Below are 14,692 nucleotides of genomic sequence, written 5' to 3'. Positions count from 1 at the left end.
TTAAGTTCTTTATCCGACATAGACACCAACATATCAAACCGTCCGCTAAGAAAATTGCAAAAGTGCATATTCTAAAAGCGGACATTTTTACTTTGGAGAAACCGGACATTTCTACTTGGGGCTTACAAATGCATTTCGTATAATCGCCATTATGTTAAATGGGAGGGAGGAGATTAAGCTAAAATTAGGGTTTTAATTTAGAGAAAGTAATGTCACAGATAAAAATTTATGCTTTAGATGAAACTATAGAATTACATCGTGATAATTTAAGTAAAGCTATCCATCAGGCTTTAGTTAAAGAATTAAAATACCCTGAAGAAAAAAGGTTTCAACGTTTTATTCCACTACAATCCAAAAATTTTATATATCCAGCAGACCGCAGTACATCTTATATAATTATTGAAATTTCCATGTTCGATGGACGAACAAAAGAGACTAAAAAAGCATTTATTAAGACTCTATTCGAAAATATAAACAATCTATGTGGTATTGATTTAAATGATGTTGAGATAACTATATTTGAAACCCCTAAAGAAAACTGGGGCATTAGAGGGGAAAATGCGGATGAACTACAGTTAAATTATAAGGTAAATGTTTAAATTTCCTAAAATTAACATAATACACGTTATACGAAATACTATTTTTTATTCCATATAAATCATAGTCTTATTGTATGGTGAAAAGCTCAGGTACGGATACTTGGGCTTTTTTAATAATTTATCATGTTTCACGCTTATTATTTAATCACTGTTCCACGCTTTTAATGTGGCAAACTGAACAAAAGCATCTTACTTGCCCAAAATCATCTGTAACACAAACTTGGAACCAATAAAGCCAAGCGCCAGCAAGAAGAAGCCAATAATGGTAAAGCGAATGGCTTTCTGGCCACGCCAGCCAAATTTATAACGGCCCAACAGCAGCGCGCCATAGATAAACCAGGAAATAATACTAAAGGCAGTCTTATGCGCTAAGTGCTGGGCAAAGAAGTTATCAATGGTTAGGAAACCAAAACCCAATGCCAGCGTCAGCAGGATAAAGCCGGCAATCAGCATATCAAACAGCAGCTCTTCCATGGCCTGAAACGGTGGCAGCAAATTCACCCAAATCCGGCGTTTCTGTTTGTTTTTCAGCTCCCGGTTCTGAAACCAGAGCAAGACCGCATGAATGGTGGCCATCAGCAAGACCGCATAGGCCGATAACGACAGCAGGATATGAATATCCAGACCTAAAGAATTGTTTTCGACAAACAGGTTTAAACCGCTAAAGGAATGCCCCAGAATCAGGCCGGTTGCGGCCACTGGAATCCCAATCAGGTTTAGCGCAATCACCGGCCGGTAAGTACTAAACAGCACACTTAATAACAGCATTAAGCCTGAGGTAAAGGACATCAGGTTAAACACGTTATAGTTAATGCCCATCGGCAGCAGCATGTCGTTATACAGCACAGCGGCGTGCAAACATAAACCCAAGCCCAGCACAATACCAATAAACCAATGGTTTGGAGCACGCTTGGACATTAAATGCATAAATAAATACCAGAACGAAGTGGTATAAGCGATTAATGCCAGAATCGTGTAAACCAAGGGGAGACTGCTCATGTCAAACCTTTTTCAGGATGATGAATATTCATTTATATAAATTCGATGCGAACTACAGTATCCTATAGCATCTTATGCATAAATTTTCTATTTTAAGAAACATTTTTTTGCTGATGGCTATTTTAAGCGGATTTTGCAATGTTTGATACCTTAACAGAACGACTCACGCAGAGTTTAAGAAATGTTACTGGCTCAGGGCAGCTAACCGAAGACAATATTAAAGATACGTTACGTGAAGTACGTATGGCACTTCTTGAAGCCGATGTGGCGTTACCTGTAACTCGTGAATTCATCGCGAAAGTTAAGGAAGAGGCATTAGGTCAGGAAGTGATGACACAGTTATCACCGGGTCAGGCATTCGTTAAAATCGTTTATGACGAATTAACCAAAATGATGGGCGAGGCCAACGAGAGCCTTGACCTTGCAGCAAAACCACCAGTGGTGGTGCTTCTGGCCGGTTTGCAGGGTGCGGGTAAAACCACCACGGCAGCCAAGCTGGCACGTTTCTTACAGGAACGTCAAAAGAAAAAAGTGGCGATGGTGTCTGCCGACGTTTATCGTCCAGCGGCAATTAAACAGCTGCAAACAGTGGCCGGGGATGTCGGTGCGATTTTCCTGGAATCGAATGCCAATGAACGCCCGATTGATATTGCCAATCGTGCCATTGAGCAGGCAAAAATCCAGTTTGCCGATGTGTTAATTGTCGATACCGCCGGTCGTCTGCATGTCGATGATGACATGATGGACGAAATTAAAGCGCTGCATGCAGCGATTAACCCGACTGAAACCCTGTTCGTGGTTGATGCCATGACCGGTCAGGATGCGGCCAATACTGCCAAAGCCTTTAATGATGCCTTGCCATTAACCGGTGTCATTCTCACCAAAACGGATGGTGATGCGCGTGGTGGTGCGGCGCTGTCGGTGCGTGCCATTACTGGCAAGCCAATCAAATTCCTGGGGATGGGTGAAAAACTCGATGCCCTCGAGCCATTCCATCCGGAACGTGTGGCACAGCGTATTCTGGGCATGGGTGATGTGCTTTCTCTGGTCGAAGAAGTTGAACGCAAAATCGACAAAGAAAAAGCCGAAAAAATGGCGAAAAAACTGCAAAAAGGCGGCAGCTTCAACTTTGAAGACATGCTGATGCAGTTTGAGCAAATGAATAAAATGGGCGGTATGATGGGCTTCCTGGACAAGCTGCCGGGCATGAGTAACTCTGGTATTCAGGATGCGATTGCACAGGCAAACCCAGAGAAGCAGGTGAAAAAGATGGAGGCCATCATCCAGTCGATGACCGTCAAAGAACGCCGTAATCCGGACCTGATGAACCCAAGCCGTAAAAAACGTATTGCGGCCGGTTGTGGTATGGATGTGTCTGAAGTCAATAAACTGATTAAACAGCATGCGCAAATGGCCAAAATGATGAAGAAATTTGCCAATCCATCGGGTATGGCAAAAATGATGAAATCATTGGGCAATCTGCAAAAGCAGTTTGGTGGTGGCGGCGGTATGGGCCCGCTGTTCGGTGGTAAAGAACCGAAAAAATAAGGGATTCAAAACAACAAGGCGCCGGGTGCGCCTTTTTGTTGCTCTCCATTTTTAAGCGATTCAAGCGAACGTGCTGCGGTGATCTTTAAGAAAACCCAACAGACGCTTACCCGAAAGCCGCGCTGTTTCGGGCACACTGATGTGCATCAGGAACGAACAGCGAGCACAACAATGGCACAAATTTATGTGGTACATGGTTATACCGCCAGTCCGGATGAAAACTGGTTTCCCTGGATTCAGGAATATGCCGACCAGCAAAAAGCCAGTCTGAAAGTGTTAAGACTCGATCCATCGCCAACGCCAACTCTGGAAGTGTGGAAGCGGCAAATGGATGAGCAGATCGATGAGATTGACGAAAACACCATTTTCATTGCTCATAGTCTGGGCTGTATTGCCACTTTGCACTTTCTGACCAAGAAACTGAAAACCCAGAAAATTAAACAGGTGGTGCTGGTGGCCGGCTTTAATGGCCGTTTGGGCCGGCTGGACGAGGTCAATCCTTTTATTGATGCCTGTAAAATTGATTTTGACTTGCTAAAACGCCAGATTGCGCATCGGGTGGTGATTTACTCAGCTGGCGATGACCGGGTACTGCCAAAATTCAGTCTGGAACAGGCACGTAGCCTGGATGCCAAAGCCATTGAGGCACAGCATCAGGGACATTTTATTGACTCTCAAGGCTGTACCGAACTGGTGGAAGTCTGGCAGGCAATTCTGCCTCATATTATTGTGGAATAAGCGGTGTAGACTCGTTTGCTGTGGAGTAATGCTGGATATAGCGCTGCAAACCTTTCAGCAATAAGTCCTGTTCGACTAAGGGCTGGTAATGCTGCAGGAATTTGGCAAACAGCGGCGCATCCCCCCCAGTCAGCACCAGTTGCCGCGGGGATTGCTGCATGACATATTCAATACTGCTGAGCAGCCCCAGTAAAATGCCATGATGCACAGCATCCAAGGTATTGGTGCCGGGGCTTAGGTCATCAAAGGCCGCTTCTGGAATCCGGATGCCTTTGGTGTGCTGGATTAAAGAATCACGCTGCAAATATAGGTTGGGCAGAATATAACCTCCCAGATGCTGATGGCCTTGAGTCAGATCAATGGTCAGCGCGGTGCCGCAGCTAATCACACATAAATCTTTGTCGGCTTCAGCCACGGCCAGCACCTGCAACCAGCGGTCAATCCCCAGCTGCTGAATATCATAGCCGCAGCTCAGACCGGCATATTCGGCCTGTACCCGCGCAAAAATCACCGGAATATTCAGGAATTTTAAAATCTGCTGAATCCGTTCATTGTTTTTCTGGTCCTGTACCGAAGATACCCCGACATGGGTCAGGTTCAGGCTTTTAAAATGCTGGATCAGGCCCAGCAGTAAATCGGCCGGAGATTGCAGATGCAGTTCAGCGGCATGTTCTACAATCTGCTGATGTTCGGTAATCCAGTATTTGAGCCGGGTATTGCCAATATCTAACCATAAATTTTTCATGTGCTGCGCTCACTGTCCCGACATTTGCGGGCGTAAACGGCCCTGATAAAACACTTCAACGCCAGAGGCGGTTTCAATCTGAATCGCACCATCATCCTGAATGCCTAAAAACAGCCCCTGGGCCACTCCGCCATGATGTTCAAATTCTACCGGCTGTTGCTGAAAAGCGGCATGATGATTAAAACGTGAAGCCAGTTGATAGCTGTTATGGTTAAACCATTCTTGTGCCTGCTGAATGGCCAGATACAGCTCGGCAATCAGCTGAATTCGGGAAATATCATTTAGGCCCAATTCGGCCAGGGAAGTGGCGTGCTGACCAATCTGCTCGGCCGGAATTGGCGCCAGATTAATCCCCACCCCGACAATGACCTGCTGGGTCGACAGGGGCTCAATCAGAATACCGCCCCATTTGCCTTGCGGGCTATATAAATCATTCGGCCACTTCACCTGCAGGTTCAGCTGGCGCAGGCTTGGCATCTGCAAAATATTTAAGGCAATTTCCAGGGCTAAACGGCCATCTACGGGTGTTCGTAAATTTAGCAATGTGCTTAAATAGACGTTTCCTTCTGGGGACACCCATTGCCGTTGGCGTTGTCCTCTGCCTTGTGTTTGTCGGGCGCTACAGACCAGAACGCTCTGTATTCCTTTTTGAGCAATCTCGCGTACATCATCATTGGTTGATGTAGTCACAGGTTTTAAAATGAGGACTTCAGGAAGCTGTCCGGCTTCGCTGAGCTGTTGTTGTAACTGTCGAGTCTCTACATCCATATGAATCTGAGAATAGTGGAATATAATTTATGGAGTTAATCATATATTTACTGATTGGCGCAATTGCCGGATTTGCTGCAGGTCTGTTCGGGGTGGGCGGTGGCTTAATTATTGTGCCAATTTTGTACATTGTATTTACCCAGCTGAATTATGATCCTAGCGTGATTATGCATATGGCGGTCGGGACTTCACTGGCGACCATTATCGTAACTTCCATCAGTTCGGTCACGGCGCACCATAAAAAAGGTGCGGTGATGTGGAATGTGTTTCGCAATTTGGCGCCCGGCCTAATTCTGGGTGCATTTTTTGGCGCCGGGATTGCCGATTTAATGTCGGGGCAGGGCTTGCAGCTGGTAATTGGTTTCTTTGCGGTGTGGGTGGCCTATCGCATGTTCCGTGGTTCAAATACCCCGGTTGATCCTTCACGTCAGTTGCCTTCAACCGGTGCGCAAATGCTGGCTGGCGGCGGAATTGGGATTGCCTCGGCCATTTTCGGGATTGGCGGCGGTAGCTTAACCGTACCGTTCCTGAACCGTTGTGGTGTGGTGATGCAAAAAGCAGTTGCCACTTCGGCGGCCTGCGGTTTGCCGATTGCTATTGCTGGTGCATTAGGTTTTGTCTGGTTTGGCCAGCAGTCTGAGGTGAGCGTGCCGAATACCTGGGGCTATGTACATTTATATGCCTTTATTGGCATTAGCGTGATGAGCTTTATGACCGCCAAGCTTGGCGCAAAAGTTGCACATATTTTGTCACCGGCCATGCTAAAAAAATGTTTTTCAGGTTTGTTGACCACCGTCGGTCTGTATTTTATTTACCAAGGCTTTAGCGCTTATTTTTAAGCGCCCGAGAGTGTGGTTAAAAATTGGCTATAGCGACAGAAAATTGTCGGACAATGTCATGGAAATTTGGTCGCTAAGCCAGTAAAAAAGACAATAAGAAAGACCCGCTGCAACTGCGCGCATGGTATAAAAATAACACAGGAACAGTATGCAACAACAAGAAACAGACAGTTTATCTGAACAGATTGCAAAACATATCGGCGAGCAGATTATTAGTGGCGAGCTGGTAGAGGGCGAGCGCATTCAGGAACTGCGTATTGCCAAAGAGCTGGATGTCAGTCGCGGTTCGGTGCGTGAGGCACTGCTGCTGTTGGAACGTACCCATCTGATTGAAATTTTTCCGCGGCGCGGCGCGATTGTATCGGAAATGTCGGCCCAGCAGGTGCGCGCCCTGTTTGATACCTGCAGTCTGCTGCTGGGGCAGATTGTACAGCGCATTGCGGAAACCTGGCGTCATCATGAAATTGAACAGCTGCAAAAGCTGATGGAGCAGATTGAGGCCGAATACCGGCAGGGTCATACCGAAAAATTTTATGACCTAATTTTCCAAACCCTGGCCCAGCAGCAGGATATGGTGGCCAATCTGTACCTGATGAAATTCTATCAAGAGTTGCTGCCGTCGTTACGGCGCAGCTATTTTTTAACCCTGAATACGTCACGTCGGGAGTTACAGGAATCGTTTGATCTATTTAAACTGGTAATTGATGCAATTTTAATCCGAAAATCACAACAAGCCTCTTTATTTATGGATGATTTTTGTCGACACTTGCGCAATCTGGTGTTGGAATCTCTGACCCGTATGAAACAAATTGAACTGGCCTGGGCACGCCGCTCACGCCGTTAATCGGGACATTATGCGTTTAAGCAGCTTAAAACTTTCCGGCTTTAAATCTTTTGCCGATAGTACCACCTTACATTTTAAAGCCAACCGGACGGCCGTGGTCGGCCCCAATGGCTGTGGCAAGTCCAATGTGATTGATGCCATTCGCTGGGTCATGGGTGAATCCAGCGCGCGTCAGCTGCGTGGCGGCAGCATGCAGGATGTAATTTTTACCGGGACCGCCAAGCGTAAACCGGTGGGCATGGCCAGTGTCGAACTGCGCTTTGACAATACCTATGGCAAGCTGGGTGGCGCGTATAACGCCTATACCGAACTGGCGGTGCGACGTCAGGTTAACCGCGATGGCAAGTCAGAATATTTTTTAAATGGCACCAAATGCCGGCGCCGTGATATTACCGATATTTTCCTCGGCACCGGTTTAGGGCCGCGCTCCTATGCCATTATCGAACAGGGCATGATTAACCGTCTGGTCGATGCCAAACCGGAAGAAATGCGGGTATTTATTGAAGAAGCGGCCGGGGTATCGCGTTATCAGGCCCGTCGCCGTGAAACTATGCTGCATCTGGATCATACCAGCCAGAATTTATCGCGGCTGGAAGATATTGCCAGTGAACTGAAAGGCCAGCTCAAAACTCTAAAACGCCAGTCGGAAACTGCGCTGCAGTACAAGACTTTAGAAAGCCAGATTCGCAGCATCAAAATTGAAATTTTATCGTTCCAGTGCGAGCAGAGCAGCCGTTTGCAGCAGGAATATACTGTGCAGATGACCGAACTGGGCGAACAGTTCAAGCTGACCCGTTCCGAACTGAGCACGCTGGAACATGATTTGGGCAATACCAGTGAGCTGTTCCAGCGTCTGATTCAGCAATCGACACCATTACAGAATGAATGGCAGCAGGCTGAAAAGAAACTGGCTGAGCTGAAAATGACTCTGGAGCAGAAACAGTCGCTGGTCCAGCAAAACAGCAGTACGCTGGCTCAGTTGCAGGAACAGAAAGCCCAGACCAAAGAACGTCTGCAGCTGATTGATCTGCAGCTAGAAACAGTACTCAGCCAGCAGGAACAGTATACCGAGCAGCTGCAACAGGCAGAGCAAAGCACGCAAGAGCAGGCACAGGCTGTGCAGCAGCTCAAAGCCCAGCAGCAACAGGTGCAGCAGCAGTTTGAGCAGATTAAGGTGCAGGTGGAAAAACAGCAGCAGCAAAAACTGCAAATGCTGGCCCAGAGCGAACAGTTGCTAAAAAATATCAGCCGGATTGAACAGCAAAAATACACCTTGCAGCAGCAGAGCAGCTCGCTGCAAAGTCAGGCCCAGCACGATGAAGTCGAGCAGCTGAACCAGGACAAAGCCCAGTTAAGCCAGCAGCTGGCCGAGCTGGAGCAGCAGATTCAGGTGCAACAACAGCAGTTGCAACAGGCGCACAGCCTGCTGAATCAGCATAAAAATAGCAGTACTGAGCTGAAATCGGAAATTCAGGTGCTCCAGGCCGAGCAGAAAAACCTGAATCAGCTACTGATTAAAAACAGCCCCAAACAGCAGTTACAGCACACCGCCTTAATGCAGGTGCTAACCCTGAACGATGCTGCCAAACCGCATGCGGCATTAATTGAGAAGTTTCTGGCCAAATGGCTGAATGCGCAAATGCTTGATGCAGATGACAACTTTCAGGACAGTCTGGCACGCCAGTTAAAACCTGCTGCCCAGCACGCACCGATTCAGCTGGCAAATTTAAGCTGTCTGGCGGACTGGATTGAATCGCCATCTTCTTCTTTATGGCAACAGGTGGCACTGGCTGATGATTTAGCGCAGGCGCTGCAATTACAGCCAAAGTTACAGGCTGGGCAGAGCATTCTAACCCTAGATGGCTATCAGGTCGGGCCGGACTGGGTAATTGGTTTACTGTTTGATGAAGCCTCACTATCGGCGCAGGGGGCTTTAAGCCATCGCATCCGTCTGGAAGAAATTGATGGGCTACTGAGTCAGAAACAGGCCGAGTTGCAACAGGCCGAACAGGACTTTAACATCAGCCAACAGCAGTGCCAGCAGCTGCAGCAACAGCTTCATGAACAACAGGCGCAGCTGAAACAGCAGCAGCAGGCATTGCAGGCACTGGATCTGCAGATTGCCAAAATCCAGAGCGCCGCGCAGGCCTTTGCCGTGCAGAAGCAGCAATTACAGCATCAGCTGCAGCAACTGGAGGAGCAGCTGGAAGAAGATGCCATGCAAAAAGATGATCTGGAAATTGATCTGCATGCGCTGAGTCTCAAGCTGGAACAGGCGCTGCCAAACTATAAAACCCTGCAATTCCAGCTGGAAGAATTAACGGCACAGCTGGAGCAGGCGCAGCAGCTATATCAGCAACAGCAGCAGGAACTGGAACTGTTAAGACGCCAGTCAGTACAAGCCACACAGCAGTTGGAACTGCTGGAAAAAGATGGTGGTTTTTTAAAGACCCAGCATCAGCAGATTGCAGCACAAATGGAGCAGGCGAAAAAGTTTGTCGATCCGGTGCAGCTGGAATTGCCGGCACTAGCCAGCCAGTTTGCCGAGCAGCAGCAGCAGACGGAAAAACTGCAACAGACCTGGAATGAATGGCAGCTGGAACTGAACCAGATTCAGAGCAAACAGCAGCAGCTGACCGAGCAGCGCCATCAACAGCAGCAGCAGGATGAAAAACTGCGTAGCCAGCTGGAAGAAAAACGTCTGGCTTGGCAAGCGGCCAAATCTGACTTGCAGCATTATTCCGAACAGCTGAAAGCCTTAAACAGCGAGCTGATTCCGGGGCTGAACATTGATGTAACGGCCCATCAGCAGCAGCTAGAAAAAGCCCAGGCGCAGTTTGATAAATTGGGTGCGGTGAATCTGGCGGCTTCAGAAGAATATGAAGAAGTTTCAGCCCGTTATGCCGAACTAAGCCATCAGATTGAAGATCTGGAAAAAACCGTGGCCCAGTTACAGGCGGCCATGAAAAGTATTGATCAGGAAACGCGCAAGCTGTTTATGACCACCTTTGACCAGATTAATACCGAACTGCAGGCGCTGTTTCCCAAAGTGTTTAATGGTGGTGAAGCCAGTTTAAGTCTTGAAGATGACTGGCAATCGGGTGTAAAACTAATGGCAAGACCACCGGGTAAACGCAACAGCTCACTGGCGCTGTTGTCGGGTGGAGAAAAAGCACTGACCGCACTGGCACTGGTCTTTGCCATTTTCCGTTTAAATCCGGCACCGTTTTGTGTGCTGGATGAAGTCGATGCACCGCTGGATGATGCCAATGTCGGACGTTTCTGTAACCTGGTCCAGGAACTGTCCGAACAGGTGCAATTTATATATATCACACATAACAAGCTGGCAATGACGATGGCAACCGATTTATTAGGTGTTACTATGCCTGAACCGGGAACATCAAAATTAGTCAGCGTAAATCTAGAAGATGCTACAGAATACGGTCTAGTCGCGGAGGCATAACATGGAAATCACCACAATCATTGGGATTATTATCGCGCTCATTATTATGGGTTTCGGTTTAAGAATGATCCTGAAAAAACCGGCCGATGCAGCACCTTCGCTGGACTCCGAGCTGCAGGTCAATGCCGATAGCCAGCAGCCGATCATTCCGCGTCATGTCCGTCATCAGTTGCAGACTGAACCGGCCCAGCGCGTAGAACCGACTTTGGGCGATGCTGATCTTGCTGCCGCCGAGCCAAACAGCAAAATTGAGCCACAGGCCATGACTGAAACGCAGCTGACTGAGCCGAGCGAAACAGCGCAGGTGAAAACCGAAGCACAGGCCGCGACATCTGTAGATGCTGAACCTGCAGCCAAGACTGAGGTAGAAGCAAAGGCAGAAAATCTGGCAGAACAGGCCTCAACCGAAACTGCCCAAACTGAATCCGCTGCAGCTGCCGCGACTGCTGTAGCCCATGCTGCTGAATCTGCACCAGAATCAGCATTGACTGAACAGACTCAAGCTGGGGTAGATACCGAAAAAACGGAAACTGTGCCAGCTGAATTTAGCCTCAACAGCCAGATTGAAAAAGCCGATATTCGTGAATTTGAAGAAGAAAGCAGTATTCTGGATGCGCATCTGCATGAACAGCAACTGGTAGATGATGAAAGCGCTTTGGCCACTGCAGAATCATTTATTGCCCTGAATATTTTCCCGGAACGCCGGATTTTATCAGGGGAGAAAACCCTGAAAGTGCTGCTTAAATATGGTCTGCGCTTTGGTGAAATGTCCTGCTTCCACCGTTATAACGAAGATGGTTCCAAACTGCTGTTCTCAGTGCTGCAAATTACCGACAACGGCGCCGACGGTTTTGATCTGGAAACCCTGTCGAATGAACAGGTCAAAGGTCTGGCCTTTTTCTTGGCCCTGCCACATAGCGATGTGCAAAATGCCTTTGATACCATGATCAGCATTTCCGGTCTGATTGCCCGTGAAATTGATGGCACCGTGTATGACCAGAACCATCTGGAATTAACCCCGCAATTACGCGAACACTGGCGTCATCAGGCGATTGATTATCGCGCAGGTCAGGCTTCGCTGGCATAACTGAATTGAAACCACAGCCTCCGGTTTCTATAATACGGCCAAGCGACAAAATTTTTTAAGGGCGGGATCACCGCCCTTTTTTATGGTGAACATATGACTCAACATGCAGATGTGGTGGCGCAAATGCGCCAATTGATCCAGATTTTAGCCCAGCATAATCATGCCTATTATGTCTTGGATCAGCCCGTTATTGCAGACAGTGAATATGATCAGCTGTTTCATCAACTTAAAGCCTTAGAACAACAATATCCCGATCTGATTCAGGCCGATACCCCAACCAATAAAGTTGGCGGACAGCCCTTAAGCAAATTTGAAAGCGTCACCCATGCGGTACCAATGCTGTCATTAGGTAACGTGTTTAACCAGGATGAACTGTTTGCCTTTGCCCGCCGCGCCGAAGAGCGTTTACCCAACCAGACCATTCAATATGATGTCGAGCTGAAATTTGATGGGCTGGCGATTTCCTTGTGGTATGCCAATGGCGTGCTGGTGCGCGGCGTGACCCGCGGCGATGGCGAAACCGGTGAAGATATTACTCACAATGTTAAAACCATTCGCAACCTGCCGAAAATCTTATCTTCAGCGGAGTACAGCATTCCGGAGTTTCTGGAAGTGCGCGGTGAAGTGCTGATGCCCAAATCGGGTTTTGAAAAACTCAATGCCGCTAATCTGGCCAAAGGCGAAAAGACCTTTGCCAATCCGCGTAATGCTGCGGCCGGCAGCTTGCGCCAGCTGGATCCGAAAATTGCGGCCTCACGTCCACTGGCGTTTTATGCCTATGGCATTGCCCAGTGCGTGCCGCATCATGGCCTGAACACCATGTCCGAAAGCCTGGACTGGTTACATCAGCTTGGTTTTGCTGTGGGTGAGCGTCATTTTGTTTGTGACAGCATTCAGGCCGTGCAAGAAGTCTATGAGCAGATCAATCAGGAACGCTCGCAGCTGAGTGTTGAAATTGACGGCATGGTAATTAAAGTCAATGACCTGAAACAGCAGCAGCAGCTTGGCTTTTTAAGCCGCGAACCGCGCTGGGCCACTGCTTATAAATTCCCGGCAGTCGCCGCGCTGACTACAGTTGAAAATATTCACTGGCAGGTAGGCCGTACCGGTACTTTGACCCCGGTGGCGCGCCTGAATCCGGTGGCAGTGGGTGGGGTGACAGTGTCTAATGTCACCTTGCACAATATTGGTGAAATCCATCGTCTAGATGTGCGGATTGGCGATACGGTCAGTGTCTATCGCAGCGGCGATGTGATTCCGAAAGTTGAAAAAGTCTGGCCGGAATTTCGTCCGGCGGAGGCTGAAACCGTACAGCTACCTGCCTGCTGTCCGGTGTGTGATTCGCCGGTGGTGATGCCGGAAGGCGAAGCGTTGGCACGCTGTTCCGGTGGCCTGTACTGTGCAGCGCAGCGGATTGAGGCCATCCGTCACTTTGTTTCGCGTAAGGCCATGGATATTGAAGGTCTGGGTGATCGTTGGGTGGAATCATTACTGCATCTGAATCTGCTCAAAGATGTTTCGGACATTTACCATCTGCATGAACATCGTGAGGCCTTGCTCAAGATTGAAAAGATGGGCGAGAAGTCGGTACAAAACCTGCTCGATGCAATTGAACGCAGTAAAAAAACCACGCTGGGTGCCTTTATTTATGCCTTGGGGATTCGAGGTGTCGGCGAAACCACCGCGCGGATGCTGGCCAATACCTTCCAGACGCTGGATGCCTTACGTGTTGCCAATCTGGAGGCGCTCAAGAAAACCCCGGATGTCGGCGATATTACCGCAGAATGGATTCTGGACTTTTTCCAGGCACCGCATAACCTGGAAGTGCTGGACCGTTTACTGGCGGCCGGTATTCACTGGGATGCACCGCTGGCGCCGACCCGTCAGCCGTTAAATGGTGAAAGCTGGGTCATTACCGGTACTTTAAGCAAAATGGGCCGTGATGAAGCCACTCAAATGCTACAGGCGCTCGGCGCCCGGGTAAGTGGCAGTGTCTCCAGTAAAACCAAGTGTCTGGTGGCGGGTGAAAAAGCCGGTTCCAAACTGGAGAAGGCGGAGAAACTTGGTATTCCGGTCATGAATGAAGATCAGTTTCTGAGCCTGATGGCTGAATATGGCCAGACCCAGGGCTAACAGAACAGCAGGCAACCGCTCTCTAGATTGAGTGGTTGCTGCCTGAATCTGGTGATAGGTCAAAACAGAGAAAGCACAGCAGTAAAATCGTAAAAACCGCAGAAATAAGAACCGTTTTTGATAGTTACAAAATTCTAAATTTGCCGCTTTGTGTGTTTGGGCTGATGAAAAGTGAGACAAATGTGCGCAAGCAATTCTTTTTTATGTGGAAAAGTTTGAATCCAGAACTGTAAATGCACATGCTTCTCATTTTAATTATATAAAAATCATATATTTACACAAATTATCTTTTGCAACTTGGCTTGGCTTTCGCCATAATGAGCGTATTCGTAAGGGAGTAATGAAAATGCGTGGCAATCCAGAAGTCGTAGACTATTTAAATATGTTGATCGGTGGCGAACTGGCTGCTCGTGATCAATACCTGATTCACTCGCGTATGTATGAAGATTGGGGCCTGAGCAAGATTTATGAACGCATCGACCATGAGATGCAGGAAGAATCACAACATGCCGATGCCTTGATTCGCCGGGTTCTGTTCCTTGAAGGCACTCCGAATATGCAACGTGATGATATTGACGTCGGTACCGACGTACTATCCTGCTTAAAAGCCGATTTAAAGCTAGAATATGAGGTACGTGAAAAACTGGCCCAAGGTGTTAAGCTGGCAGAAGACAAGGGCGATTACATCACCCGTGACATGCTGCGTCAGCAAATGTCAGATACCGAAGAAGACCATACTTACTGGCTGGAAAAACAGTTGCGTTTAATTGAACTCATTGGTTTGCAGAACTACATTCAATCGCAAATGTAAGCCCAACCCAACATTGACCCGGCACTGGCCGGGTTTTTTATGGTCGAGATTTGGCGATTTTGATGCAGTGCAGGCGTCGCTATTTTTACTATACTGCGACTAGATGGAAACAAGGACA

At 48.1% G+C, this 14,692-nt stretch carries 12 protein-coding genes; 9 read left to right on the top strand and 3 right to left on the bottom strand.

What is annotated here, in order from left to right:
* The first annotated feature begins 209 nt into the window (after positions 1 to 209).
* Positions 210 to 599, top strand: a complete 390-nt coding sequence (locus FTU50_RS04820) for a tautomerase family protein (RefSeq protein WP_180046436.1) — start codon at positions 210 to 212, stop codon at positions 597 to 599.
* Positions 600 to 788: 189 nt separating this feature from the next.
* On the opposite strand, the gene FTU50_RS04815 is transcribed toward FTU50_RS04820, so the two are convergent.
* The gene (locus FTU50_RS04815; RefSeq protein WP_016659852.1) at positions 789 to 1,598 is read right to left on the bottom strand and encodes an inner membrane protein YpjD; all 810 of its coding nucleotides are present in this window, start codon (positions 1,596 to 1,598) and stop codon (positions 789 to 791) included.
* A gap of 138 nt (positions 1,599 to 1,736) precedes the next feature.
* Between FTU50_RS04815 and ffh the strand changes: the two genes are divergently transcribed.
* On the top strand, positions 1,737 to 3,146 hold the full coding sequence (gene ffh / locus FTU50_RS04810) for a signal recognition particle protein (RefSeq protein ID WP_005175901.1): 1,410 nt from the start codon (positions 1,737 to 1,739) through the stop codon (positions 3,144 to 3,146).
* Positions 3,147 to 3,317: 171 nt separating this feature from the next.
* The gene (locus FTU50_RS04805; RefSeq protein ID WP_005175903.1) at positions 3,318 to 3,884 is read left to right on the top strand and encodes an alpha/beta hydrolase; all 567 of its coding nucleotides are present in this window, start codon (positions 3,318 to 3,320) and stop codon (positions 3,882 to 3,884) included.
* Here FTU50_RS04805 and FTU50_RS04800 read toward each other — a convergent pair.
* A complete protein-coding gene (locus tag FTU50_RS04800) occupies positions 3,871 to 4,629 on the bottom strand; it encodes a type III pantothenate kinase (RefSeq protein WP_016659855.1) in 759 nt (252 codons plus the stop codon). The genes FTU50_RS04805 and FTU50_RS04800 overlap by 14 nt on opposite strands.
* Before the next feature lie 9 nt (positions 4,630 to 4,638).
* Entirely contained in the window at positions 4,639 to 5,397 is a 759-nt protein-coding gene (locus FTU50_RS04795) for a biotin--[acetyl-CoA-carboxylase] ligase (RefSeq protein ID WP_180054485.1), read from the bottom strand.
* Between the two features lie 29 nt (positions 5,398 to 5,426).
* Between FTU50_RS04795 and FTU50_RS04790 the strand changes: the two genes are divergently transcribed.
* The 6 genes from FTU50_RS04790 (at position 5,427) to bfr (ending at position 14,574) form a co-directional block, all read left to right on the top strand.
* A complete protein-coding gene (locus FTU50_RS04790) occupies positions 5,427 to 6,236 on the top strand; it encodes a sulfite exporter TauE/SafE family protein (RefSeq protein WP_005175920.1) in 810 nt (269 codons plus the stop codon).
* 148 nt (positions 6,237 to 6,384) lie between these two features.
* The gene (locus FTU50_RS04785; protein ID WP_005175922.1) at positions 6,385 to 7,080 is read left to right on the top strand and encodes a GntR family transcriptional regulator; all 696 of its coding nucleotides are present in this window, start codon (positions 6,385 to 6,387) and stop codon (positions 7,078 to 7,080) included.
* Positions 7,081 to 7,090: 10 nt separating this feature from the next.
* The gene (gene smc / locus FTU50_RS04780; RefSeq protein WP_180046449.1) at positions 7,091 to 10,543 is read left to right on the top strand and encodes a chromosome segregation protein SMC; all 3,453 of its coding nucleotides are present in this window, start codon (positions 7,091 to 7,093) and stop codon (positions 10,541 to 10,543) included.
* 1 nt (position 10,544) lies between these two features.
* On the top strand, positions 10,545 to 11,630 hold the full coding sequence (locus FTU50_RS04775; RefSeq protein ID WP_160243492.1) for a cell division protein ZipA C-terminal FtsZ-binding domain-containing protein: 1,086 nt from the start codon (positions 10,545 to 10,547) through the stop codon (positions 11,628 to 11,630).
* A 93-nt stretch (positions 11,631 to 11,723) separates the two neighbouring features.
* Positions 11,724 to 13,763, top strand: a complete 2,040-nt coding sequence (gene ligA / locus FTU50_RS04770) for an NAD-dependent DNA ligase LigA (RefSeq protein WP_104495122.1) — start codon at positions 11,724 to 11,726, stop codon at positions 13,761 to 13,763.
* Positions 13,764 to 14,109: 346 nt separating this feature from the next.
* Positions 14,110 to 14,574 carry a bacterioferritin gene (bfr, locus tag FTU50_RS04765; RefSeq protein WP_005175934.1) on the top strand — a complete coding sequence of 155 codons (465 nt, stop codon included), beginning with the start codon at positions 14,110 to 14,112 and terminating at the stop codon, positions 14,572 to 14,574.
* The last annotated feature ends 118 nt before the right edge of the window (positions 14,575 to 14,692 follow it).

Origin of the sequence: Acinetobacter sp. YH12112, from assembly GCF_013418945.1 — a bacterium.
Classification (GTDB): domain Bacteria; phylum Pseudomonadota; class Gammaproteobacteria; order Pseudomonadales; family Moraxellaceae; genus Acinetobacter; species Acinetobacter indicus.
The sequence above is the reverse complement of the archived record's forward strand: the minus strand, read 5'-3'. Positions and strand labels throughout refer to the sequence as shown.

What these genes read in the sequence shown, in the direction of transcription:
- FTU50_RS04820 (WP_180046436.1), top strand. Translation starts at nt 210, where the DNA reads ATGTCACAGATAAAAATTTATGCTTTAGATGAAACTATAGAATTACAT.
- FTU50_RS04815 (WP_016659852.1), bottom strand. Translation starts at nt 1,598, where the DNA reads ATGAGCAGTCTCCCCTTGGTTTACACGATTCTGGCATTAATCGCTTAT.
- ffh (WP_005175901.1), top strand. Translation starts at nt 1,737, where the DNA reads ATGTTTGATACCTTAACAGAACGACTCACGCAGAGTTTAAGAAATGTT.
- FTU50_RS04805 (WP_005175903.1), top strand. Translation starts at nt 3,318, where the DNA reads ATGGCACAAATTTATGTGGTACATGGTTATACCGCCAGTCCGGATGAA.
- FTU50_RS04800 (WP_016659855.1), bottom strand. Translation starts at nt 4,629, where the DNA reads ATGAAAAATTTATGGTTAGATATTGGCAATACCCGGCTCAAATACTGG.
- FTU50_RS04795 (WP_180054485.1), bottom strand. Translation starts at nt 5,397, where the DNA reads ATGGATGTAGAGACTCGACAGTTACAACAACAGCTCAGCGAAGCCGGA.
- FTU50_RS04790 (WP_005175920.1), top strand. Translation starts at nt 5,427, where the DNA reads ATGGAGTTAATCATATATTTACTGATTGGCGCAATTGCCGGATTTGCT.
- FTU50_RS04785 (WP_005175922.1), top strand. Translation starts at nt 6,385, where the DNA reads ATGCAACAACAAGAAACAGACAGTTTATCTGAACAGATTGCAAAACAT.
- smc (WP_180046449.1), top strand. Translation starts at nt 7,091, where the DNA reads ATGCGTTTAAGCAGCTTAAAACTTTCCGGCTTTAAATCTTTTGCCGAT.
- FTU50_RS04775 (WP_160243492.1), top strand. Translation starts at nt 10,545, where the DNA reads ATGGAAATCACCACAATCATTGGGATTATTATCGCGCTCATTATTATG.
- ligA (WP_104495122.1), top strand. Translation starts at nt 11,724, where the DNA reads ATGACTCAACATGCAGATGTGGTGGCGCAAATGCGCCAATTGATCCAG.
- bfr (WP_005175934.1), top strand. Translation starts at nt 14,110, where the DNA reads ATGCGTGGCAATCCAGAAGTCGTAGACTATTTAAATATGTTGATCGGT.